19 protein-coding genes are annotated in these 22,659 nt (G+C 38.0%); 8 read left to right on the top strand and 11 right to left on the bottom strand.

Going from position 1 to position 22,659, the window contains the following annotated elements; all coding sequences use genetic code 11:
* Positions 1–989: 989 nt before the first annotated feature.
* The 3 genes from KYH19_RS04110 to KYH19_RS04100 form a co-directional block, all read right to left on the bottom strand.
* Positions 990–1,892 (bottom strand): right-handed parallel beta-helix repeat-containing protein, encoded by a 903-nt coding sequence (locus KYH19_RS04110; RefSeq protein WP_219077658.1) that lies wholly within the window; start codon positions 1,890–1,892, stop codon positions 990–992.
* Between the two features lie 475 nt (positions 1,893–2,367).
* Positions 2,368–3,018, bottom strand: coding sequence for an outer membrane lipoprotein carrier protein LolA (locus KYH19_RS04105; protein WP_132401030.1), 651 nt, complete (start codon positions 3,016–3,018; stop codon positions 2,368–2,370).
* Positions 3,019–3,079: 61 nt separating this feature from the next.
* Positions 3,080–5,671 carry a DNA translocase FtsK gene (locus tag KYH19_RS04100; protein WP_219077657.1) on the bottom strand — a complete coding sequence of 864 codons (2,592 nt, stop codon included), beginning with the start codon at positions 5,669–5,671 and terminating at the stop codon, positions 3,080–3,082.
* 814 nt (positions 5,672–6,485) lie between these two features.
* On the opposite strand from KYH19_RS04100, the gene KYH19_RS04095 reads away from it, so the two are divergent.
* Entirely contained in the window at positions 6,486–7,145 is a 660-nt protein-coding gene (locus tag KYH19_RS04095) for an ankyrin repeat domain-containing protein (protein ID WP_370630283.1), read from the top strand.
* Positions 7,146–7,224: 79 nt separating this feature from the next.
* Here the strand turns inward: KYH19_RS04095 and KYH19_RS04090 are convergent, their stop codons facing one another.
* From KYH19_RS04090 to pyrF, 6 genes are all read right to left on the bottom strand, one after another.
* Entirely contained in the window at positions 7,225–7,443 is a 219-nt protein-coding gene (locus KYH19_RS04090; protein ID WP_132401036.1) for a PspC family transcriptional regulator, read from the bottom strand.
* 128 nt (positions 7,444–7,571) lie between these two features.
* On the bottom strand, positions 7,572–7,787 hold the full coding sequence (locus KYH19_RS04085) for a hypothetical protein (protein ID WP_132401039.1): 216 nt from the start codon (positions 7,785–7,787) through the stop codon (positions 7,572–7,574).
* A gap of 51 nt (positions 7,788–7,838) precedes the next feature.
* On the bottom strand, positions 7,839–9,122 hold the full coding sequence (locus tag KYH19_RS04080) for a DUF2851 family protein (RefSeq protein WP_219077656.1): 1,284 nt from the start codon (positions 9,120–9,122) through the stop codon (positions 7,839–7,841).
* 198 nt (positions 9,123–9,320) lie between these two features.
* Entirely contained in the window at positions 9,321–9,482 is a 162-nt protein-coding gene (locus tag KYH19_RS04075; RefSeq protein ID WP_219077655.1) for a hypothetical protein, read from the bottom strand.
* On the bottom strand, positions 9,473–9,727 hold the full coding sequence (locus KYH19_RS04070; RefSeq protein WP_219077654.1) for a hypothetical protein: 255 nt from the start codon (positions 9,725–9,727) through the stop codon (positions 9,473–9,475). The genes KYH19_RS04075 and KYH19_RS04070 overlap by 10 nt, the downstream gene beginning before the upstream one ends.
* A gap of 638 nt (positions 9,728–10,365) precedes the next feature.
* The gene (pyrF, locus tag KYH19_RS04065; RefSeq protein WP_219077653.1) at positions 10,366–11,196 is read right to left on the bottom strand and encodes an orotidine-5'-phosphate decarboxylase; all 831 of its coding nucleotides are present in this window, start codon (positions 11,194–11,196) and stop codon (positions 10,366–10,368) included.
* Between the two features lie 422 nt (positions 11,197–11,618).
* Here pyrF and rho point away from each other — a divergent pair, with 422 nt between their 5' ends.
* Together rho and pssA are read left to right on the top strand one after the other, a co-directional pair.
* Complete coding sequence (gene rho / locus KYH19_RS04060; RefSeq protein WP_219077652.1) at positions 11,619–13,361, top strand: transcription termination factor Rho; 1,743 nt, start codon at positions 11,619–11,621, stop codon at positions 13,359–13,361.
* A gap of 88 nt (positions 13,362–13,449) precedes the next feature.
* Positions 13,450–14,142, top strand: coding sequence for a CDP-diacylglycerol--serine O-phosphatidyltransferase (pssA, locus tag KYH19_RS04055; protein WP_219077651.1), 693 nt, complete (start codon positions 13,450–13,452; stop codon positions 14,140–14,142).
* 945 nt (positions 14,143–15,087) lie between these two features.
* Here pssA and folK read toward each other — a convergent pair.
* The gene (gene folK / locus KYH19_RS04050; protein WP_219077650.1) at positions 15,088–15,594 is read right to left on the bottom strand and encodes a 2-amino-4-hydroxy-6-hydroxymethyldihydropteridine diphosphokinase; all 507 of its coding nucleotides are present in this window, start codon (positions 15,592–15,594) and stop codon (positions 15,088–15,090) included.
* A 40-nt stretch (positions 15,595–15,634) separates the two neighbouring features.
* On the opposite strand from folK, the gene sppA reads away from it, so the two are divergent.
* Positions 15,635–17,401, top strand: coding sequence for a signal peptide peptidase SppA (gene sppA, locus KYH19_RS04045; RefSeq protein WP_219077649.1), 1,767 nt, complete (start codon positions 15,635–15,637; stop codon positions 17,399–17,401).
* A 183-nt stretch (positions 17,402–17,584) separates the two neighbouring features.
* On the opposite strand, the gene KYH19_RS04040 is transcribed toward sppA, so the two are convergent.
* Positions 17,585–18,214: a hypothetical protein gene (locus KYH19_RS04040; RefSeq protein ID WP_219077648.1), complete on the bottom strand. Its 630-nt coding sequence runs from the start codon at positions 18,212–18,214 to the stop codon at positions 17,585–17,587.
* Positions 18,215–18,300: 86 nt separating this feature from the next.
* Here KYH19_RS04040 and KYH19_RS04035 point away from each other — a divergent pair, with 86 nt between their 5' ends.
* From KYH19_RS04035 to KYH19_RS04020, 4 genes are all read left to right on the top strand, one after another.
* Positions 18,301–19,977, top strand: coding sequence for a DNA polymerase/3'-5' exonuclease PolX (locus KYH19_RS04035; RefSeq protein ID WP_219077647.1), 1,677 nt, complete (start codon positions 18,301–18,303; stop codon positions 19,975–19,977).
* Between the two features lie 182 nt (positions 19,978–20,159).
* Positions 20,160–20,762 carry a DUF4254 domain-containing protein gene (locus KYH19_RS04030; protein WP_219077646.1) on the top strand — a complete coding sequence of 201 codons (603 nt, stop codon included), beginning with the start codon at positions 20,160–20,162 and terminating at the stop codon, positions 20,760–20,762.
* A gap of 88 nt (positions 20,763–20,850) precedes the next feature.
* Complete coding sequence (locus KYH19_RS04025; protein ID WP_255562543.1) at positions 20,851–21,903, top strand: glycosyltransferase family 9 protein; 1,053 nt, start codon at positions 20,851–20,853, stop codon at positions 21,901–21,903.
* On the top strand, positions 21,896–22,393 hold the full coding sequence (locus tag KYH19_RS04020; RefSeq protein WP_219077645.1) for a histidine phosphatase family protein: 498 nt from the start codon (positions 21,896–21,898) through the stop codon (positions 22,391–22,393). Before KYH19_RS04025 ends, KYH19_RS04020 begins: the two co-directional genes overlap by 8 nt.
* The last annotated feature ends 266 nt before the right edge of the window (positions 22,394–22,659 follow it).

Raw genomic sequence — 22,659 nt, 5'->3', positions numbered from 1 at the left:
TAAGGCGGTAAGATTAATACACTGATTTTTTCACCACCTAAGACATATAAGTGCAATTAGTTAATCAATAGGGCACCTAAAAACTTAGATGGCCTTAGGTGACTTACATGGTAAAAATAATACTACGAATTTTTCACCCCCTAAGACATGTAAGTGCAATTAGTTAGTCATTAACATAATAGGGCACCTAAAAACTTAGATGGCCTTAGGTGACTTACATGATAAAAATAATACTCCGAATTTTTCACCACCTAAGACATGTAAGTGCGATTAGTTAATCATTAACACAATAGGGCACCTAAAAACTTAGATGGCCTTAGGTGACTTACATGGTAAAAATAATACTCCGATTTTTCACCAACCTAAGACATGTAAGTGCAATTAGTTAATCATTAACACAATAGGGCACCTAAAAACTTAGATGGCCTTAGGTGACTTACATGGTAAAAATAATACTCCGAATTTTTCACCACCTAAGACATGTAAGTGCAATTAGTTAATCATTAACACAATAGGGCACCTAAAAACTTAGATGGCCTTAGGTGACTTACATGGTAAAAATAATACCCCGAATTTTTCACCACCTAAGACATGTAAGGGCAATTAGTTAATTATTAACAATAGGGTGCGTAACACTTAGATGGCCTCAGGTGACTTACATGGTAAAAATAATACTACGAATTTTTCACCAACCTAAGACATGTAAGTGCAATTAGTTAATCATTAACACAATAGGGCACCTAAAAACTTAGATGGCCTTAGGTGACTTACATGGTAAAAATAATACTCCGATTTTTCACCACCTAAGACATGTAAGTGCACCTTAGCTAACTATTATCTTCAACAAATAGTGTAGGTGGTTATTTTTTACCATCCTCATTTTTCCAACCACCTTAGAACACCTTAGTTGATAAAATGAATAGGATGTCATTAAAAACAAAAAAGGTTCAGCTGTTTCCAACTGAACCTTTTTACGGGGAGAACCAATCTTAATTAATTCGGTTAAAAAGCCCTTTTACATTACCGGAGCCACCGCTGCCAGTGGTAGTGATGTGGCCGGCGTTTCCATTACCGTCGTAACCGCTTCCTTTGTTGTTATTGGATTTGCAATTGGTAACGGTATGCGGAACATTTTGTCCGGCACTACCCAGTTTGAAACCATTTCCATCGCCGTTTGAACCATAACCGTTATTGGTAGCGGTGCAATTGTTAATCACCACGGTAGAAGGTTGTCCGTATAAATCCCAGCCATCATCAGAATTGTGGTAAGCATTGCACGAGTTAAAACTATTACCTGCACCAGCAGATAATTTACAGGCATATCCATCCGCATTTTCACCACCATTGGCCACATCATAATTATCATAAGAAGTAGAATTATTGATGCTGTTGTGGTGACCGCCGTTATAGATCTGAAGTCCGGAGTCTTTATTTCCATGCGTGGTTACCTTATTCACATAATTGTAGCCACCTGTCTGGAAAACAATCCCGCAGTCGGGTGCATTTCTGATGGTCATATTGGTAATATTCCAGTAACTTCCATTTACTTTTACCCCCCAGTTGGCGCCAGAAATACCTGAACAATCCAATATACCACCGGTAAAATTAATTTTAGAACCGGATGTACCGCTTTTAAGTAACTGAAGGGTGCTGGTGAGGTAAATGGTACCGCTCACGGTGATTACATCACCTGGTTGCGCGTTTGATATGGCAGCTTTTAAAGCAGCTTCAGTAGTTACAGTAGCACTTACGGCCGCAGCTACCAGTCCTAGTTTGTTTGGCTGAACGATGGATTGACCACCTGCAGCATCAGCGATTGTAGTGTTGTCTTTCTTGCATCCGAACAATGCAATAGCCATCCCGAGTACGAGAATACCTGATTTTTTTTTCATGATTGTAGAATTATATTTGGTTATTAATTAACATGAAATTAGTAATATTACTACAAAAATGTATCATAAATCATATATATCTATGCAATCGTTCCCGTAAATCAAAACGAAATAAAATTACAAATATCAATCTCTTGCTTGTACGCATTAATGTAACCTGAGTTCGATTAATATTTGAATCATAGTTAGTATTTACAGCAGCTTTACCTCACATGATCGTCATGCTGAATTTATTTCAGCATCTTTCATGCTTTTAAGCCCCTGAAATGAATCCGATAGCTATGTGACGACACTAATACTAAAATACCTAAAAAATAGCTCTAAAAGCCACATTATTTATCGAACTCAAGTTTGTAAATCACAAAAAAGCAAACAAAGGGCTTATAAAAGAAAAAGCGATTTAACCAGGGATATGTCCTGATTAAATCGCTTCTATCATGCAAGTGCTAAAATCTTGCGCTGCCTGCTGAATCTGTTATCTCAAATCTACCACTTCAACACCAGGATATTTTTTGGCATCGAAAGCAAAAGTAGTTTCAGGTACATTTACGTTAGGCGAAAAAGTTTTCACATTGTAAGTGTATTTGTTTCCGTTTTTATCGAACAATACCACGTTTGCAATTTGTTTTGCTGCTTTATCGATACTTAAACGCACTTTAAAAATCGATTTTTTAGCATCTACAGGTGTTAAATCGATCATTTGATAGGTTTTAGCACCAGCTTTTTGTTCGCCGGTATACACGTATTTAAATCCTTTTTCGTAAACAGTGAAAATCTTAGCCGGATTAATGGCATCACCACTGTTATCTACATTGCTTACCTGTACTTCTTTGTCCTTTTTCAAATAAGTCCACTGGCTTTTACCATCGCTAAACAATTCCTGGTTAGTCATGGCTACTTTATATTTGTTAGAATTGGCTTTAACATATAAAGTACCTTGCTGGGTTTCTTTTACTTTAGCTTTTGGATTATCTAAAGTAAAGGTAAAATCTGTTTTAACTACGTTGTACGATTTGTATTTTTTACTCACTTCAGCTAAAATGGCTTTAGCTTTCGCATCAGTTTGAGCATAAGTTGAAGTTGTAAAAGCAACTACAACCATTAATGCCGAAATTAATTTCTTCATCTTTATCTTTTTTAAGTTTTTCTTTGAAACGTTAGAGTAGATTATTGTTAAATGGTTTAATCTAATCCTTGTTATCCATACCATTCAAGAATTGTTCCAAAGAATATTCGTCTGGATATAAAACCTCGCGGGCCTTACTTCCTTCAAATGGGCCAACAATACCTGCAGCCTCTAACTGGTCGATAATCCTTCCGGCCCTGTTATAACCCAATTTAAGTTTACGCTGTATTAATGAAGTCGAACCCTGCTGATGCATTACAATTAACCTTGCCGCATCTTCAAAAAACTTATCACGCTCGTTCGGATCAAAATCAGCCTTGCTTCCCTCTCCTGCTTCATCAATGTATTCTGGCAGTTGATAGGCATCAGCATAACCGCGCTGGTTACCGATATATTCAGAAATGCGGTCTACCTCAGGTGTATCAACGAAAGCACACTGTAGCCTGATTAAGTCGCTTCCGGTAGATAAAAGCATATCACCACGGCCAATTAACTGATCGGCACCACCACTATCTAAAATGGTTCTCGAATCGATTTTCGACAATACCCTGAAGGCTAATCTGGCCGGAAAGTTGGCTTTAATAGTACCGGTTATAATGTTTACCGATGGACGCTGAGTAGCCAGAACCAAATGGATTCCGATTGCCCTTGCCAATTGTGCTAAACGCGCAATTGGTGCTTCCACCTCTTTACCTGCCGTCATCATTAAATCGGCAAACTCATCTACTACCAAAACAATGAAAGGCAAAAAGCGGTGACCGTTATTTGGATTAAGCTTGCGTTTAACAAACTTATCGTTGTATTCTTTTAAATTCCTAACCTGTGCATCTTTCAATAAATCGTAACGCTGATCCATTTCGATACAAAGTGAGTTTAACGTATTCACTACTTTTTTGGTATCGGTAATAATCGCATCGGCCTCTCCAGGTAGTTTTGCCAAAAAGTGTCTTTCGATTCTATTGAATAAGGTTAACTCTACTTTTTTAGGATCGACCAGTACGAATTTAAGTTGCGCAGGGTGTTTTTTAAAGAGCAGCGAAACCAGGATGGCGTTAATACCCACCGATTTACCCTGACCGGTTGCCCCTGCTACCAACAAGTGAGGCATTTTAGCCAGGTCGGCAATATACACCTCATTGCTAATGGTTTTACCTAAGGCAATAGGCAAATCCATAGTGGTTTGGCTCCATTTTTCAGTATTTAAAATACTGCGCATCGGCACCATTTCCGGGTGTTGATTCGGCACCTCGATACCGATGGTGCCTTTACCAGGCATTGGCGCTATAATACGGATCCCCAGGGCAGCCAACGAAAGCGCAATATCATCCTCCAGATTTTTAATTTTCGAAATCCTCACCCCTGGCGCCGGAATAATTTCGTAAAGCGTAACCGTTGGGCCAATGGTTGCCTTAATCTTATCAATTTCGATATTGTAGTGATTAAGCGTTTCTACAATTTTATTTTTGTTGGCTTCCAGTTCTTCAGCATTTACCGAAATTTTATTGGTACCATAATTTTCAAGCAAATCAATTGTTGGATATTTATAACCAGATAAATCCAGTTTTTCATCATAATTACCAAACTGCTCAACCAGGTCATCCGATTTTTTGTCTTCCTCAGTTTTTTCTATTGTAAAAGCGGGTTCCTTTTCCACTTCAATTGGTGGCTCTACCACTAAAGGCATTGATGAAGCTGCGGCAGTAGCCAATGGCAAATTAGCAGCCAATGGCGATAATACCACAGGTGCTATCGTTTCTTCCTCTTCTTTTTCCTCGAAACGGCTTGGCTGTAACACCACGTTTTGTTGTTTACGTTCGTTACCTGGTACTTTATCGCGTACCGGAAATTCAATAGGTGCTGAAGGTTCTTCGAAAGTTTTGTTTTTTACAGCTTGCGTTCTAATGTCGTTTACATAATCTGGCGTATCGTTATCGAGGTAAACTTCTTTCGCTTTACGCTCCGGGAATTTAAAATCGATGTTATAGGCGATGATTAAAATGGTTAACCCGGCAAAAGCGATTAACCCGGCAACACCGGCAGCGCCAATTTGGGCACCTAATAATTTATTGCTCCAATAGCCAAACTCACCTTCTAAATAATGTGGCGATTCTGACCAGAAACTATGTGCAAAACCTAAGGTTAAGGAAATAAACAATAAGAAGAAAAAGCTGTAACCTAATGTTTTAGAGATGGAAAGGATTTTAACCTTAAATAATAAACGGTAACCGATAATGAAAAAGGCCAAAACGAACAGGAAAGAGGCAATACCGAACCATTCGTAAATAAACTGGTGCGATAATAAAGCACCAAACTTACCCAGCCAATTCTGAACTACAGGTATGGAAACACCAGCTTCCTTTAATTCCTCTGTGGTTTTAAAAAGGTTACTCCAACCGCCATTGGCATCAATTACATAACTCTGATCATCTTGCCAGGTAAACAGATACGAAGTAAAAGCGATTAGAAAATATAATGACAATATTACAAAAAACAGTCCTACAATTTTAACTGCACGGCCATCTGCCAGATCGAAGTTTGGCAAAAAATCTATTTTTTCTTTCAGTTTCCTGCCTGATGATGATTTGCCGGGTGCACTTTCTGCACCTTTATCTCTGAATGTATTGGTTTTAAACTGGTTACCCCTTACCGACATTTTCTATCCTAAATAATTTAATATTGAACAAACTTAGATAAAACTGCGCAGCATTAACGAAAGCCTGACAAAAAAAATAATCACAAATTGCAACCATTATGGCTACAAGCTTTCTGCCATTCCTCTTCTTTTTAAAACAACGCAATTAAACCAAAGTAAATAGACCCTTCTACCTTCTGTTTAATCTGCCTTAAATTAAATAAAATTATTCATCAGGCATTAAACCTTAAACAGAAAATATTGTCTATTATTTTAACAACACACAAGTTGTAACGTTTTATCATATGAAGCGGATTTTGTTTTAGGTTTTATCCCGTTTTACCTGGAGAGGTTAAACGGGATTTTTTATTTACAGATCTTACAGGTTTAACTCGTCGTTTAATTTATTTTTAACGGTTTCGTTGAGGGCTGAAGCTGTTTAAAAACCTGGAGGTCTGGGATACCAGCTTACTAGGTGATTTATATTATTTTGAAAAGCAGGGTTCTGTGCACTTCGGCCATGATAGTCCTGCTATCACTTCAAGTCCTCACTCGTACCTCGTTCTGGGCTTTTCGTTCTATCAGGTTTATTTAACATGAGTCTGTTGTTCTTAGGTCTTAAGACTCATGATCAATACCTCGCAGGTTTTAAAAACCTGCGAGGTCTATAGAAAGTTAACGCCCAAATCAGTTAGTTATTGATTTTTTGGCAGATGGCCTTTTTTAAAACCTGCGAGGTCTAACCTTTGCTAATTTGCTGCACACTATATATATTTAGACATTAAAGTTTACAATTCCTTAATTTTCGTTAATTTAAAGCGATTTTTGAAACAATATGATGGGTATAGCGCAACTTGAACAACACATTGAGGCCGGAAATTTACAAGCAGTAAAAGAAATTTTAATTGAAAATCCAAAATTGGCAAATGTTGATACTTCTCATCACATTTCGCCCTTATTACTGGCTTGTTATTACAAAAAACAAGAAATAGCTGATTTAATTGCTGAATTTGTAGACCATTTAACCTTGTTTGAGGCTTGTGCAGTTGGTAAATTCGACGCGGCTACGCTATTGATTTTTCAAAATCCTGCCAGTATTAATGAATTTTCTGAAGATGGTTTTACACCACTTGGTTTAGCCTGCTATTTCGGACATGAAGAATTGGCCCGCTTTCTGGTTTTAAAAGGCGCTGAGGTTAACCTGGCATCAAAAAATGGCTTCAATGTATTCCCTATCCACTCGGCAGTTGCAGCCAATAATTTTAATATCACTAAAATGCTCTTAGATGCGGGTGCTTACCCAAATGTTTGCCAGAAAGCAGGCTTAGCCCCTTTACATACTGCCGCTCAGCTTGGAAATATTGAATTGATTATTTTACTGTTAGAACACGGCGCAGAAGTTTCTTTACGCATGGAAGGCGGAAAACTCCCGGCAGATTTAGCCGCAGAAAAGGGCTTTAATGAAATTGCCGAAATTTTAAGAGATGATGATTAAATTAGTCTGGAGTCGTGAGTCTTTAGTCAAAAGTCTGATCTGGCAACCATTTTCCATCATCCATAATACCTCTTACATTTTATTCCCAGATTCGCATTCGCATTCTTTTCATATACGTCCTGATATCGAGCACTACGGCAGCCAAAAAATAGAACAGTATAGGAAAACCTACCGCCAAAAATGACGAATAAATAAAAAACAGACGCACTTTAGCAGTACTCATATTTAGCTTATTGGCTAAATAGGTAGACACTCCAAAACTCTGCTGTTCAAAATAAGTTATAATTCTCTGGAACATGTTAAGCTTATTTTAAAAATCTTAATTGCACTACACTAAATTAAAACTGTCCGAAACCATGATTTGCTTTCAGCAATCTAATTTAGGAAAATTAATTGGTTAAATTTTAATGGCAAACCAAAACGCATTTATTCCAAAATTAATTTTTCAAAATCCTGCTTATCTTCATGTTTTATAAAAAGCGTTTGTTGTTCTTCCAATCCTGAAAACTTTTTGATTAATTCTGCCTTAAACTGATGGATATCGACATCTCTGTTTAAAATAACAGTTAAGGCATCTGCATTCCCCCTAACCTCAATAATTTGACCAGGGTATAGTTCTTTTAGCTCATGTGGAAATTCCATAATACGGAAACAGATTATAGGGTGTAAAGTTTTACCGGAAAGCAGAAAAGCTTAGGCCTGTTTTAAAATTTTAATTCCAATACCGCAAGATAGGCATTTTTTCTCGTCGCAATATTGCTTTTTTAGCTGCAAAATTCCCTGAGAGGCAAATGCGTTCGTCATCTTCACGCCCGCTTCAGTATATTTATCGGTAATTGCATTTTGCTCAGCGGGCAAACTTTCTAACAGTTTAATTGCCCTACTGATAAAATATTGTGTTGCCGTATGTTTTCCATAAGCAAATAAAAACAGGGCCACGGTATTTAAAAGGATATTGTCTACTGATGTTTTTCCGATCTGGATATTTACGGAGGAAGCTACCTTTTTAAAATGATAATGTGTTTTCCAGTAATCGTTTACAGGCAAATCTTCAAATAAGGTGCGCAGTTCAGCCACATCCTTTATTTCCATAATTTTAGAAAAAAGATGATTAGCTTTGACTATTAATGCTGCAAATTGCGCCAAACGAATGGTTGGGAAATTTTGCGGACGCATGCGCATAAATTTCCACAGAGAAACATCAATGGGTGTAAGGTTATATTTCTTTTGGAGAAATTGAAATTCGGCTTTTAACTTTCGGGGGTATTCTTCTTCAAAATGATCATTTAAAAATCCCGCAGCACCAAAAACCAATGCTTCTATCTGGTGTGGATTGTTTTTATGTCTGGCATAAATATGCTGTGGAACTGCCTTGGCAAATAACTCAAAAGGTAGAGTGTTTATTTTGAATCCAAAATTACGGGCCATAAAACGGTAGAAAGTCTCATCCCAATTCCCGTTTAATTCATTTAAGGTTTCTGTAACAGCATTTGTTTTCTGCTCAAAACGCTCAACCAATGTTCTTGATAAAAAAGAATCTACGATTAACTCATCTACGCTTCCTATTTGGGCAATGCAAGGAAAATCAGTTAGGGTGAGGAACAGGTTTTCGTACTTGCTGATCAGATCCTTTGAAATCCGACTTTTCAGTTCTAAAACCGGTAAAATGGTTCCATCTATTCTGGTTATTTCAGCATCATGCTGGTAAACAACATGCAAGATTACATTTTCATATGCAGGATTAACCTGGTGGTTGTGTTTTAACCAGTCAGATGATTTTAAATGAATTTCTACATTCCCCGCCCAGGTGGTATTACCCATTTCGATTTTTGCATGGAAAAAATCGGGACCAGAGTTTTTATTAAGCAAGCCCGGATTTATGATTTTCAGATTTTCGCCACGTGTGGTTTGCAGATCGTTAAAATCGAACGACCTGAATTGCCAAACGTAATGAAGAAAATCTTCCGGAAAATTCATCCTTGAAGATAATGAATTTATTTGGCTACAACTAACTTATACGTTTAAATTTTGAGCTTCTTTGGAGTAGTTGTTAAACACATAGGTAACCAAATAACGATTCTCAATTTTTTCGAATACAAAGTACCAGGTTGTTTTCTCACTAATATTAAAATGGATTAGCCAACTGCCATGTTGAGAAATAGCCTTTGGAGCACTTTAATATTGCTTCTTCACGATTTTGCTTTCAGCGATATCAATCAATCTGATTACGTAATCTATAGCACTTTCGCGGATACTGAAATAGTTTTCGTAAAAAAGCACATCAACCAGTTCGTTAAGATAAAGCAGAACCGAGGGATTGAAGCGGACTATTTCCAAGGCAAGGCATTAATATGCTGAATGGCTGCTGCTTTAAATTCAGAAGCCGATAAACTTTCCTCCCACTTCGCATCAAAAGAAGTATGTGCTGCGGGTGTCTTTACATAAGCTACCTGCTCTTCATTAACCACCGGAAGCTGGCCTTGATTTAAAACCTGCATCAATTCTTTTTTTTCGGTAGCTGAAAGGTTTTTTACATGCTCAAGTAACGATTTAAAGTCCATATCATCGAAAGGGTTGGTCATAAACAATTAAATATAGGAATTTTTTACACAAAGAAAAAGGATGAGCTATAGGCAAAATAATCAATTATATACATTATTAGAGCCTGTTTAAATTTTATTCAATTAAATTACTTCTCCTAGTTTGTCACACTGAGGGTATTATTTAAAATCAATATGAGTGACGTAAAATTGTCTTCTCTTATCCTACACGCGGTCTTGCCTCGGCTCGCCGCCGCCGAAGGGCTCTTTCTTTTTGCTGTCAAAAAGAAACAAAAAACACCGGCTGAAAATTTATTCATTTGTTGTTTATAACTTTCAGTTGCATTCATGAGGGCTACGCCGTTTTCTTTTGAAGTTAGTAGGTTGGCTTGGACGGTGCAGCCCGAAAAATTTGTTAGGCCGGATTTAAGTAGAACGGGGATACCTTACTATGGCCTAGCTGGATGGAAATGCGAAAGCAGTTAAAATGCTGATTAATAATTATTTATAAAACAACGTCAATGGTAGCGAAGTCGATTGCTTCTCTTAACTATAAAAAATTGTCTTCGACTACGCTCAGACTGACGTACGAAATAAATTTTACTTAATTTTAAACAGTCTCTTAATATTGAATTGTGTACGATAAATTATTTCTCAAAGCAACAACCGATATTCAGTTTTTATACCAACCCTGCTTTAATCAAAATCTGCTCCATTTCCTGTTGCAGTTTTAAAGCTTCTTCCCTGGCCTTTTCAGCAAAGTCTTCTCCCTGGCTGGCATAGATAATCCCCCTTGATGAATTGATCAATAATCCGCATTGTGAGTTTAACCCATATTTACACACTTCATTTAAATCTCCACCCTGTGCACCAACCCCTGGTACTAAAAGAAAGTGATCTGGTGCCAGTTTACGTACATCGCCAAATGCCGCACCGCGTGTAGCCCCAACTACATACATCATCTGCTCATCTGTTGCCCAGGTTTGTGAGGTTTTAATCACTTTTTCGAAGAGCCTGTCTGCTCCAATTTCCTGCAATTGAAAATCGGCATGCCCCGCATTCGAGGTTAAAGCCAATAGAATTACCCATTTATCTTTAAAAGTTAAAAACGGTGTTACCGAATCGCTACCCATATAAGGTGCAACGGTAACCGAATCGAAACTCATATCAGACGATGCAGCGTTAAAAAAGGTTTCGGCATACATGGCAGAAGTATTTCCAATGTCGCCGCGTTTAGCATCAGCAATAGAAAAAATATCCTGTGGAATATATTTCCAGGTTTCAATTAAGCTTTCCCATCCTTTTTTGCCATAACATTCATAAAAAGCAGTATTGGGTTTATAAGCTACACACAAATCTTTTGTGGCATCAATAATTTGTTTATTGAATTCCAGAATCGGATTTTCGTATTTCAACAGGTGCTGTGGTATCTTATCTAACGAAGAATCTAATCCGACACATAAAAATGAACGTTTTTTTTGTATCTGCTCGAAAAGTTGCTGCTTTGTCATATATGGGCTTATTTGCTGCAAATATGAAGATTTTTAAGTTTTCTGAGCGACAAAATAATGCGCACATTAATTATTTTTATAAACATTTTAAACTTTTGCTTGCAGATTACGTTTCAAATACATACAATTGCACCATAATTTCTCAACCGTTTATCTGAATATCCCAGAAAAATTTATCAAGACTTGTTTTTTGTTACCATTTTTGAAAGCGATTGTCGCTTTGTATTCAGCTTATAAACAATATATGAAACATTTGAGTACATCCAATAACCAACTCATTTAGTTTTATAGCCTTAAGAACTTATGCACAATGAAAAGCCGGGCTTACATTAACACAAATATTTTTTAAGCCTGTGCAAATTTATAACAGAAAACATCCGTTATAAACAAATGAAAAATTTCTTGAAACATATATATTTAGAATGTTTAGTAAAACAGAATTAAATGATAAGCTCACAACAGAATTACGTGAGCTAGCAAAAAGCTATGGCATTGAAGGTGCCGACTCCCTAAGAAAAATCGACCTTGTTGAAGTACTTTTACACCAGCAAGAAATTATAAATGCCGCTAAAGCTGGTGCAGACCCTTATAGCGAAACCGAACCTGTTGCAGCTACTCCTGCGCCTAAAACCAAAGCTGCAAAAGTACCAAAAGTTGCTGCTGCAGCGGCAGCCGCCGCTTCTACAGTGGTAGCTGATAAGCCTGCAGCTACTACAGCCGACAAGCCTGTTAAAAAAAGAGCAAGGTTAACGAAAGATGAGCCTGCAGCGCCGGTTGAAAGAAGAAGAGATGCGGTAACATTATTTGACGAACCTCAACACCAACAACAGCCGGAAAGACAGCCTGACAGGATTGTTGAAGGAGAAGAAAGTGTAAAGCCAATCTCAGCTTTAATAGAAGAAAGTGCAGAAGTGCTTCCGGTTGCTCCAAAACAAAAACAAGAGCCTAAAGAAAAGCAGGAAAAACCGCAGCGTGACGAAAATCGCCAGCAAAAACAACCAAGCGGTGGCAATCACCACAAAAACGAAAACAGTTATTCTAACTTAGATTTCGATAACGTAATTACAAATGAGGGTGTTTTGGAAATTATGCCTGATGGTTATGGTTTCTTGCGTTCGGCAGATTACAACTACTTAACTTCTCCTGATGATATTTACGTATCTCAGTCTCAAATAAAACTTTTTGGCTTGAAAACAGGTGATACGGTAAAAGGTAGCATCCGTCCGCCAAAAGAAGGCGAAAAATACTTCCCTTTGGTTCGTGTAGAAACCATTAACGGCAGAATCCCTGCGGAGGTTCGCGACCGTGTTCCTTTTGATTATTTAACACCGCTTTTCCCAACAGAAAAATTAAATTTATTTACGGATAACAGCAATTACTCTACCCGTATTATGGATTTATTTACGCCAATTGGTAAAGGTCAGCGTGGTTTAATTGTAGCACAACCTAAAACGGGTAAAACCAATTTATTGAAAGAAGTGGCTAACGCAATTGCTAAAAACCACCCTGAAGTTTATTTAATTATCTTATTAATTGATGAGCGCCCGGAAGAGGTTACCGATATGGCACGTAGTGTAAGGGCTGAGGTAATTGCCTCAACTTTTGATGAGCCGGCTGAGCGCCACGTTAAAATTGCCAACATTGTTTTAGAAAAAGCAAAACGTTTGGTAGAAAGCGGACATGATGTAGTAATCCTTTTAGATTCGATTACCCGTTTGGCCAGAGCTTATAATACGACAGCACCTGCATCTGGTAAAATATTATCGGGTGGTGTGGATGCAAATGCATTACACAAACCAAAACGTTTCTTCGGTGCGGCACGTAATATAGAGAATGGTGGTTCACTAACTATTCTAGCTACTGCACTAACCGATACAGGCTCTAAAATGGACGAAGTGATCTTTGAAGAATTTAAAGGAACCGGTAACATGGAGCTTCAGTTAGACCGTAAATTATCTAACAAACGGATCTTCCCTGCAATTGATATTACGGCATCAAGTACCCGTCGCGATGATTTATTGTTAGACAGAGATATCTTGCAACGTGTATGGATTTTACGTAACCACCTTGCTGATATGAACAGCCAGGAAGCAATGGAATTTGTTCAATCTCAAATAAAAGGAACAAAAAGTAACGAAGAGTTCTTAATTTCGATGAACAGCTAGTTTAAGGCTGGAAGGTAAAAGGTGTAAGGCTTAAGGTTCATATTTGGATGCCTAAACCTTACACCTTAAACCTTATACCCTATACCTCATGAAAAAGCATCTCCCTAATGCGATTACCTGTGCAAACCTTTTTTCAGGTTGTATCGGAATCGTTTTTGCATTTAAAGGCAATTTAGAAACCGCAGCTTATTTCGTTATTTTATCTGGAATATTCGATTTTTTTGACGGCATGGTTGCCCGTTTATTAAATGTAAAATCGGCAATTGGCAAAGATCTTGACTCTTTGGCAGATATGGTAAGTTTTGGGTTTTTACCCGGGGTAATTATGTTTCACCTGTTAAAGGCAAGCGATTATTCATCTGAATACCTACCCTATTTCGGCTTTATCATTACTGTTTTTTCGGCGCTTCGACTGGCAAAATTCAACAACGATGCAAGGCAAACAGAAGACTTTATCGGTTTAAACACCCCAATGAATACTTTATTTATCTGCTCTTTACCTTTTATTGCGCACGATTATCCACAGATTATTGCCTCCAGTATGTTGCTGATTGCTATTACGGCAATAACAAGCTTTTTATTGGTGAGCGAAATAAAAATATTCTCTTTAAAATTCAGCAATCTAAGCTGGGAGAAAAACAAAATTAAATTTATTTTCCTCATCCTATCGGCAGTATTAATTGCCTTTCTAAAATTTGCGGCCATACCTTTTGTATTGGTATTATATATTGCTTTGTCTTTTCTGCATTTTAGGGGAGCAACTCCAAGTAAATTACCCTAAGGGATAATTTCTTATGGAATCGTCATTCCCAAGCCGATAGCTATTGGCTTGATTGGGAACCACGGAGTGCTCATGAATGCCATTGAATAAAGGAAAACTTATGAATAATCGTAATGCCTTAGCAGTTTTTTTTATGTTGCATTAAGATTCCCGCCTGCGCGAGAATGACTACACATCTTCTTTTAAGTATTTTAGGCGTTTTGCTAACCAACTTTAATAAAGCACGGATTTTAACCAAGGACGCTGTCAATCCCAAGAGCCTGGGAAATCAAAAAAACAGGTGCATTTCAGGTAAATTGGCACTAACAAACCTGAAACGCAGTGGTTTTGTGTTCATAACGATGATTTAAATTTTTTGAAAAAATGTCGAACACAAAACGAAGTGCCGCTGTTTTTTTGATGCGCATAGGATTGTGCAAAAGGCTCATTGCTGGATTGACGAAGCGCTTTGGGTACTTTGGCGCTCCAAAGTACCATGCCCCGCGGCATAGAGCGATAGAAGAATGTTTTATTCAATTGTGTCGACATGATAAGGCATAGTGCGGAAAAAAAAACAACACTTATCTTCAAACTATAATTTTTAAGATATAAAAGCTTGTTATTAAGCAGGAAAGATGCTGACCACGTAGTAGCTACAAGGCGATTGAAAACACTATTTCTACTTGTAAAATAAATTCAGCATGACGATCGCCTTAGGAATATCTACTAAAAACAAATAAAGGCTAGGTTGATGCGTCCACACGAAAAGCCTGAGAGGGAATGACGACCATCCTATTAAAGGCTGTCAATGGCAAAGTAATCTAAGGACATCTATCTTTTTGATTTATAAAGCGTTAGAGGCCTTCGACTATGCTCTGACTGACAATCACTTAACTTAACAGCTTTGATAAGGTAAGAATGTTCATATTACCTTTCTCAACTCCTTGTGCAATAAAATCTATTGCATCAAAGCTTTTTAACCTCAAGCGGATCGTCAATATTGCGACAGATAGACAAAATCGTTTCCCCCAGTACAGGATGTACAACGTCGGGGGCAATCTCAGCCAGAGGTTCCATCACAAATTTCCGGCTCTGCATATGAGGGTGAGGTACCTGAAGTTTATCAGGAATATTGATGGTTTGATCTCCAAAAAGGATCAGATCGATATCAATTAAGCGCTCCCCCCATTTATCTTTCCTCACCCTGCCCAGTTCCTGCTCAATACCTAATGCAAGATCTAAAACTTCCAAAGCACTTAAATTAGTTTGTAAAGCTATTGCCTGGTTTAAAAATGCAGGTTGGTCAGTTTTGCCCCACGCTGCCGTTTCGTAAAGAGATGAGCTGGCTATTACCTTACCAATTTTATCGTTCAATAGTTCGATGGCCTTTTTCAAATTTGCCTCCCTGTTACCTAAATTTCCACCCAGTAACAAATAAGCCGTACTGTACTCTAAAGCTTGATTAAGCATCATGTATTTTTATATCTTTACAGTACAAAATTAAAACATTTAAATGAGAGAATTCTTTAAGTATTTATTTGCCTCTATGTTGGGCTTTTTCTTATCGATAGTAATTGTATTTATTATCTGCTTCGTAGTTGTAGTGGGTTTAATATCTTCAATTGATAGCGACAAAACAGTTGTGGTATCGAACAATTCGGTACTATTTTTAAATTTGGATCAAGCCATTACCGAGCGTACACCTAAAAATCCATTCGGAAACCTGCCAATTGTTGGAGGTGAAGAAAAAGAAGCTATAGGCTTAAACGACTTCTTAAAAGCGCTGCAAAAAGCCAAAACAGATGATAATATCAAATGTATTTACCTGAATGTGAGCAGTCCGAATGCCGGATATGCAACTTTGCGTGAGGTGAGAAATGCACTGATTGATTTTAAAAAATCACATAAAAAAATTATCGCCTACAGCGAAGTATATACCCAGGGTGCTTATTATTTGGCTTCTGTTGCTGATAAAGTATATTTAAATCCAGAAGGAGCGCTAGAATTCAAAGGATTTAGCTCTGAATTAACTTTCTTTAAAGGAACATTAGAAAAAGTTGGTGTAGAAATGCAGGTTATCCGTGTAGGAAATTACAAAAGTGCAGTTGAGCCATTTATTCTGGATAAAATGAGCGATTATAACCGTAAACAGGTTACCGCTTATGTTGGTGGTTTATACAATACTTTCTTAACCGATATTGCGCAAAGCAGAAATATCCAAAAAGATAGTCTGTATAACATTGCTGATAATTACAAAGTGCAGCAGCCACAGGATGCAGTAAACTTTAAAATGATTGATGCTTTAAAGTACAAAGATCAGATTTTAGAGGAATTAAAAGGGTTGTCTGGCAGAACCAGAGGAGAGAATATTCGTGCAGTTTCGATTAACGATTATGCCAAAAACAATAGCGATACAGGAGAGGGAAAAGATAAAGTTGCCGTAATTTATGCCAATGGTGAAATTAACGGAGGAGAAGGTTCTGATAACCAAATCGGTTCAGAGCGTATTTCCAGAGCGATCAGAAAGGCTCGTTTAGATGACGACATTAAAGCGGTTGTACTGCGTGTAAACTCTCCCGGAGGTAGCGCTTTAGCTTCAGACGTGATCTGGAGAGAGGTTGTGCTTACCAGAAAGGAAAAGCCGGTTATCGCATCCTTTGGCGATGTGGCCGCATCAGGCGGTTATTATATTGGTTGCGCTGCCGACAGTATTTTTGTACAACCGAATACCATTACCGGTTCTATCGGTGTATTTGGGATCATTCCGAACTTCCAGAATTTAATGACCAATAAACTCGGAATTACATTTGACGGTGTTAAAACGGGTAAATATGCTGATATTATGGCTACCAACCGCCCTATGACTGCAGGTGAAAGATTCATCATCCAGAATGAATTAAACAGAATTTATAGCGGTTTTGTAAGCCGTGTGGCCGATGGCAGAAAGAAAAGTAAAGCCTATATTGATAGCATTGGCGGTGGCCATGTTTGGATTGGAACTGATGCTGTTCAAATTGGCCTGGCTGATAGAATTGGAAGTTTTAATGATGCCATTAAAGCAGCTGCTAAAAAAGCTAAAATAAAGAATTATAAGGTTGTAGAATACCCGGATGTAATTGACCCATGGAAATCGCTAATGGATGAAGGTACAGACAGAGTTAAAACGTACTATACCAAACAGGAACTTGGCGATAATTATATGCTTTACCAACAAATGAAAAAGGTAATTGCTAGTTCTGGAATTCAGGCCCGTATGCCATTTGAAGCAGTTATTAAATAGGGAATTATGTAAGATGGATGATGGAAGGCTAGAATTCGCATAAAAGGGTTGATGGTTCATAGTTAAATGGTTAATAGCCACGTTGGTATAACATACTAAACAATTAACCATGAACTATCAAACCATGAGCTAAAAAGCCCATTATCCATTTTCCATCCTACCTCTTACATCTTACATCTCCCCCTAATTAACCGATTTCCACTCCGGGTGTAAAGTAAGGTAAGTAGCGTTAACCGAAGTATTTACCGGATGTACCGTTAAAGAAATGCTTTTCCCTTTTAAAAATTCAAAGCCAATCCCATCTTTTTTGGCATCATAAACCGTAACCGTATCTTTATCTTCATTTAAATAAGAAGAAAGTTTTTCAATAGCAGGAAATTTCTGTTTTGTGTCTTCAAGGGTAGTACCTGTTGCCAAACCATCTTTTGTTTTAAACTTATTAGCGGTAATCCGGATCTGTTTTACATCCTTTACAAGCATACTGGTATCCCGGTAAGAGGAATATACCGCAATTTCGTTAGGATGCTTTCCTGTCGAATCGTTACTGTACCAAATCCCCCAGGCTTTTCCCATTGCGGCATCGCCAGCATCAGGTCTTCCAAGTTTTTCTCCTACCTCTTCCATATTTTCGCCTAAAGAAATTTCGCCAATGGATTTACCGGCTACAACTAGGAACCGTTCATCCATAACCTGTGTTGTGGCCGGTTTTAGGTTACTTACTGAATCCGTTTTGTGCTGATCATTTTTATTGGCAGATTGGCATGCTGCCAAACTTATACTTAATCCCAAAAAGGCATATTTTATATTTTTCATGAGTGTAAAACAACAATTAATAAAAATTGTGTTTTAATTTGTGGGCTCTTAAGGATTTGAGGCATTATTTCCTAATTTTACCCCTTATGGAAAATAAGACCATCGCCCGCACCTTACGCCTCTTATCGCAGCTTATGGAATTGCATGAAGAAAATCCTTTCAAGATTAAATCAGTAGCAAATGCCTATTTTAAAGTAGATAAACTGCCCTTTGCATTAAAAGACAAACCTTTAGATGAACTGGACAAAATTGAAGGTATTGGTAAAGGGCTGGCTTCCAAAATCATAGAACTTCTCCAAACAGGAGAATTAAAAGAACTTAACGAAATTCTGGAGAAAACACCAGAAGGTGTGGTAGAAATGCTGGCCATAAAGGGCATCGGACCGAAAAAGATATTCATTATCTGGCGTACCTTAGGTATAGAAAGTATAGGTGAATTGTATTATGCCTGCAACGAAAATCGTTTAATTGAGGCTAAAGGTTTTGGTTTAAAAACACAGGAAGAAATTAAAAATGCCATTGAGTTTAAACTGGCAGCCAACGGACGGTTTTTATATGCACAGGTGGAAGGTTTTGCCAAAACTTTATTTACTCAACTTGCTGATTGGACTGCAAATATTGATAACAATGCACTTTTGGGTTTCGGTGGTCAATACCGCAGGGCATGCGAAATTATCGACGAACTGGAAATTGTGATCGGTGCTGAACAAATTGGTACCCTTAAACAAAACTTACCTGCTTTTGAACCGCTTTCGCTTATCGAAGCTGAAAACTCATTTATCTGTACTACTGAAGCTGGCTTTAGGATAAAAATACATGTCGTTGAAAAATCGGCTTTTTATTTACAGTGGTTTACATTAACCGGAAATACCGAACATGTTGAAAAAGTGTTGGCTTTAGCCGGCGATGGACCTTTCGCAAATGAAGAAGAAATTTACAGCAAGGCCGGATTAGCTTTTATCGAACCCGAACTACGCGAAGATTTTGATGAAATAGAACTGGCCAAAGCAAATAAACTTCCAACGCTGATCCAATACGAAGATTTAAAAGGCAGTTTGCACAACCACTCTACCTGGAGCGATGGTGTGCATACTTTAGAGCAGATGGCCGTATATTGCAAAGAGCACTTAAATCTTCAATATTTAGGAATCTGCGACCACTCTAAAACCGCAGTTTATGCAAAAGGTTTGAATGAGCAGCGTGTTTTCGGCCAGCACCAGGAAATTGACGAGCTCAATAAACAACTCGCGCCTTTCAAAATTTTCAAAGGTATTGAGAGTGATATTTTAAGTGATGGATCGCTCGATTATTCAGATGATATTCTAAAAACATTCAATTTTGTAGTGGCCTCTGTACACAGTAATCTCCGTATGGATGAAGCCAAAGCTACAGCGCGTTTGTTAAAAGCAATTGAAAATCCATATACTACCATTTTAGGCCACCCAACTGGCCGTTTATTGTTAAGCAGAGCCGGATACCCTATCGATTATAAAAAAATTATTGACGCCTGCGCCGCAAACAAAGTGGTGATCGAAATTAATGCCAATCCTTTACGTTTGGATTTAGACTGGCGCTGGCACCGTTATGCTTTGGAAAAAGGCGTGTTACTTTCTGTTAATCCAGATGCCCACCGTACCGAAGGTTTCCATGATATGCATTACGGTATTTTAGTGGCTCGCAAAGGTGGCCTAAGTGCCGATAAATGTTTAAATGCTTTTTCTTTAGAAGAGATAACGGCATATTTTGATAATAAGAACGGTTAGCGGTTAGCGGTTAGCGGTTAGCGGTTAGCGGTTAGCGGTTAGCGGTTAGCGGTTAGCGGAAAACATACTATAAATTAACCTGTTTTAAATTTTATGAAGAGATCTGTGTAATCTTATAATCTGTGTAATCATCCCGTCAGGAAAAAAATCAATCTATTCAATCTTTTAATATCTTTGCCCCCATGATAAGTGAAATTGCCAACCGCATATTTAATCAGGTAATTACAGACTACCACAAGTTTGATGATATTGACCATCCGGTTGAAAACCCGTATGATGCCGAAAGTTTAGAGCATCTCTTTTACGTTAAAAACTGGATCGATACGGCACAGTGGCATATGGAAGATGTAGTGCGTAATCCACAGATTGATCCTGTTGAAGGCTTGAGCTGGAAAAGACGCATTGATGCACAAAACCAGGTGCGTACTGATATGGTGGAGTTTATTGATGGTTATTTCTTAAACCTTTACCAGGGAATTGCAGCTTTACCAGAAGCAAAAATCAACACAGAAAGTCCGGCATGGGCAATAGACAGGCTTTCTATATTGGCACTAAAAATTTACCACATGCAGGAAGAAGCTGAACGCGAAAGTGCATCGGCTGAGCACCGTGCACAATGCCAGACTAAATTAAATGTATTGTTATCCCAACGCGACGATCTATCAACCAGTATTGACGAATTATTGGCTGATATTGAAGCTGGTAAAAAATACATGAAAGTGTACAAGCAAATGAAAATGTATAACGACCCGAGTTTGAATCCGGTATTGTATAATAAAGCATAACAGTTCAAATCGTCATTGCGAGGCACGAAGCAATCCTACTACTTTCGCTATTCAAACCCATAGCTTTAAGATTGCTTCGTGCCTCGCAATGACGAACTACTTGGAAAATATGGCCGCAACCCAAAAAATTATCGTTTTACGCTTTTCGGCAATGGGCGATGTGGCCATGGTAGCCTCCGTTTTACGAGAATTTTCAGAGCAAAACCCATCTGCAGAAATCATCATGGTAAGCAGACCTGCTTTTAAACCATTTTTTGAGGGCATCCCAAAGCTGATCTTCCACCCTATCCAGCCTAAAACCATTCACAAGGGAATTGACGGCCTGTATAAACTCTATCAGGAGCTTCGGAGCTATAAACCAGATGCTATAGCCGATTTACATGACAATTTAAGAAGCCGGGCTATTTCTACTTTTTTTCGTTTAACAGGAATAAAAATTAAGCGGATAAATAAAGGAAGGGCAGAGAAAAAAGCGTTGACTCGCCAGCACAATAAAGTTTTCAAACCTCTGCGTCAAACAGTTGAGCGTTATGCTGATGTTTTCCGCGAATTGGGTTGCAACATTAAACTCAGTCACCAAATCAATAAATCAGCACAGGCGCTACCTAAAAAAGCCGAAGCTTTATTTAGTGATAAAACCAAAAAAAAAATCGGCATCTCTCCTTTCGCACAACATATTTATAAAGTATATGCTTTAGAAAAAATGGAAGAAGTAATTGTTGCGTTAAGTGATCTCGGCTACAAGATACTGGTTTTTGGAGGTGGTAAAGAAGAACAGGAAATAGCTGAAAAATGGGCTGAAAAGCGTAAAAACACCCATAATTTAATTGGTAATTTTAACTTAACGGAAGAGTTGGCCATTATCTCTAATTTAGATGTAATGTTGAGCATGGATTCATCAGGCATGCATATGGCATCACTTGTAGGTGTACCTGTGGTATCCATTTGGGGGCCAACACATCCTTACGCAGGCTTTTTGGGATACGGACAATTGGAAAGTGATTGTATCCAGGTTGATCATCCTTCGAGACCGAATTCTATTTATGGAAACAAACCCTGCCTTTGCGGTGTTGAAAACTGTATAGATTTAATTCATCCTGAAACAATTGTAAATAAAATTAAAGAGAAATTAGATGGCTAAGCAATTACTTCTGGTCCGCCATGGCAAATCGGATTGGGGAAATTTAGATTTAAAAGATTTCGACAGACCGTTGAACAAACGTGGCAAAGAAAATGCTCCTGAAATGGCCGAGAGACTGATTAATAAAGGTTTTAAAATAGACTTGATTGTTAGTAGCCCGGCAAAAAGAGCCAAATCTACAGCTAAATTTTTCGCTGAAGCTTACCAAATCGATCAGATCCAATTCGAAGAATCTATTTACGAGGCCAATACCTCAGCTTTGCTTAAAGTGGTTAATGGCTTGGATGATGATGCTGAAAATGTAGTGATGTTTGGTCATAATCCTGGTTTTACTGATTTTGCGAACGAGTTATGCGACGCCGACATTTACAACATTCCAACAGCGGGCATGGTATTAATTTCTTTTCCTTTTGATTCGTGGCAGATGGTAAGCAAAGGAACGGGAGAATTGGTGTTTTTTGATTACCCTAAGAATAGTGACGAGGTTTAAGGCTTTTTACCATTAAGGGATTAAGATTATTAAGGTAAGTAGCCAGTTAATTAATTGCCACGGAAACACCGATTTACACGGAAATTATTGGAAGTTTGCATTAACTCATTGGCTTTAGCCAAATGCATAAATACTTAAAATGACTTTAGCTCATTGGCGCTAGAAATGTTTTCTCGATAAGCACAATCCAGAGTTAAATAAACCCGATGGGAACGAATGCCGATTTTTCTTCGGCAGCAGGGACAGCGGGGCTAAAGAAGCCAAGA

Source organism: Pedobacter sp. D749, assembly GCF_019317285.1.
Lineage (GTDB): Bacteria > Bacteroidota > Bacteroidia > Sphingobacteriales > Sphingobacteriaceae > Pedobacter.
This window is presented reverse-complemented; position numbering and strand designations above follow the sequence as displayed.

Coding starts and splice junctions, on each gene's coding strand:
- KYH19_RS04040 (WP_219077648.1), bottom strand. CDS start 18,214: ATGAAAAATATAAAATATGCCTTTTTGGGATTAAGTATAAGTTTGGCA.
- pyrF (WP_219077653.1), bottom strand. CDS start 11,196: ATGACAAAGCAGCAACTTTTCGAGCAGATACAAAAAAAACGTTCATTT.
- sppA (WP_219077649.1), top strand. CDS start 15,635: ATGAGAGAATTCTTTAAGTATTTATTTGCCTCTATGTTGGGCTTTTTC.
- KYH19_RS04070 (WP_219077654.1), bottom strand. CDS start 9,727: ATGACCAACCCTTTCGATGATATGGACTTTAAATCGTTACTTGAGCAT.
- KYH19_RS04035 (WP_219077647.1), top strand. CDS start 18,301: ATGGAAAATAAGACCATCGCCCGCACCTTACGCCTCTTATCGCAGCTT.
- KYH19_RS04090 (WP_132401036.1), bottom strand. CDS start 7,443: ATGTTCCAGAGAATTATAACTTATTTTGAACAGCAGAGTTTTGGAGTG.
- KYH19_RS04100 (WP_219077657.1), bottom strand. CDS start 5,671: ATGTCGGTAAGGGGTAACCAGTTTAAAACCAATACATTCAGAGATAAA.
- KYH19_RS04110 (WP_219077658.1), bottom strand. CDS start 1,892: ATGAAAAAAAAATCAGGTATTCTCGTACTCGGGATGGCTATTGCATTG.
- KYH19_RS04020 (WP_219077645.1), top strand. CDS start 21,896: ATGGCTAAGCAATTACTTCTGGTCCGCCATGGCAAATCGGATTGGGGA.
- rho (WP_219077652.1), top strand. CDS start 11,619: ATGTTTAGTAAAACAGAATTAAATGATAAGCTCACAACAGAATTACGT.
- KYH19_RS04030 (WP_219077646.1), top strand. CDS start 20,160: ATGATAAGTGAAATTGCCAACCGCATATTTAATCAGGTAATTACAGAC.
- pssA (WP_219077651.1), top strand. CDS start 13,450: ATGAAAAAGCATCTCCCTAATGCGATTACCTGTGCAAACCTTTTTTCA.
- KYH19_RS04080 (WP_219077656.1), bottom strand. CDS start 9,122: ATGAATTTTCCGGAAGATTTTCTTCATTACGTTTGGCAATTCAGGTCG.
- KYH19_RS04025 (WP_255562543.1), top strand. CDS start 20,851: ATGACGAACTACTTGGAAAATATGGCCGCAACCCAAAAAATTATCGTT.
- KYH19_RS04085 (WP_132401039.1), bottom strand. CDS start 7,787: ATGGAATTTCCACATGAGCTAAAAGAACTATACCCTGGTCAAATTATT.
- KYH19_RS04095 (WP_370630283.1), top strand. CDS start 6,486: ATGATGGGTATAGCGCAACTTGAACAACACATTGAGGCCGGAAATTTA.
- KYH19_RS04105 (WP_132401030.1), bottom strand. CDS start 3,018: ATGAAGAAATTAATTTCGGCATTAATGGTTGTAGTTGCTTTTACAACT.
- folK (WP_219077650.1), bottom strand. CDS start 15,594: ATGATGCTTAATCAAGCTTTAGAGTACAGTACGGCTTATTTGTTACTG.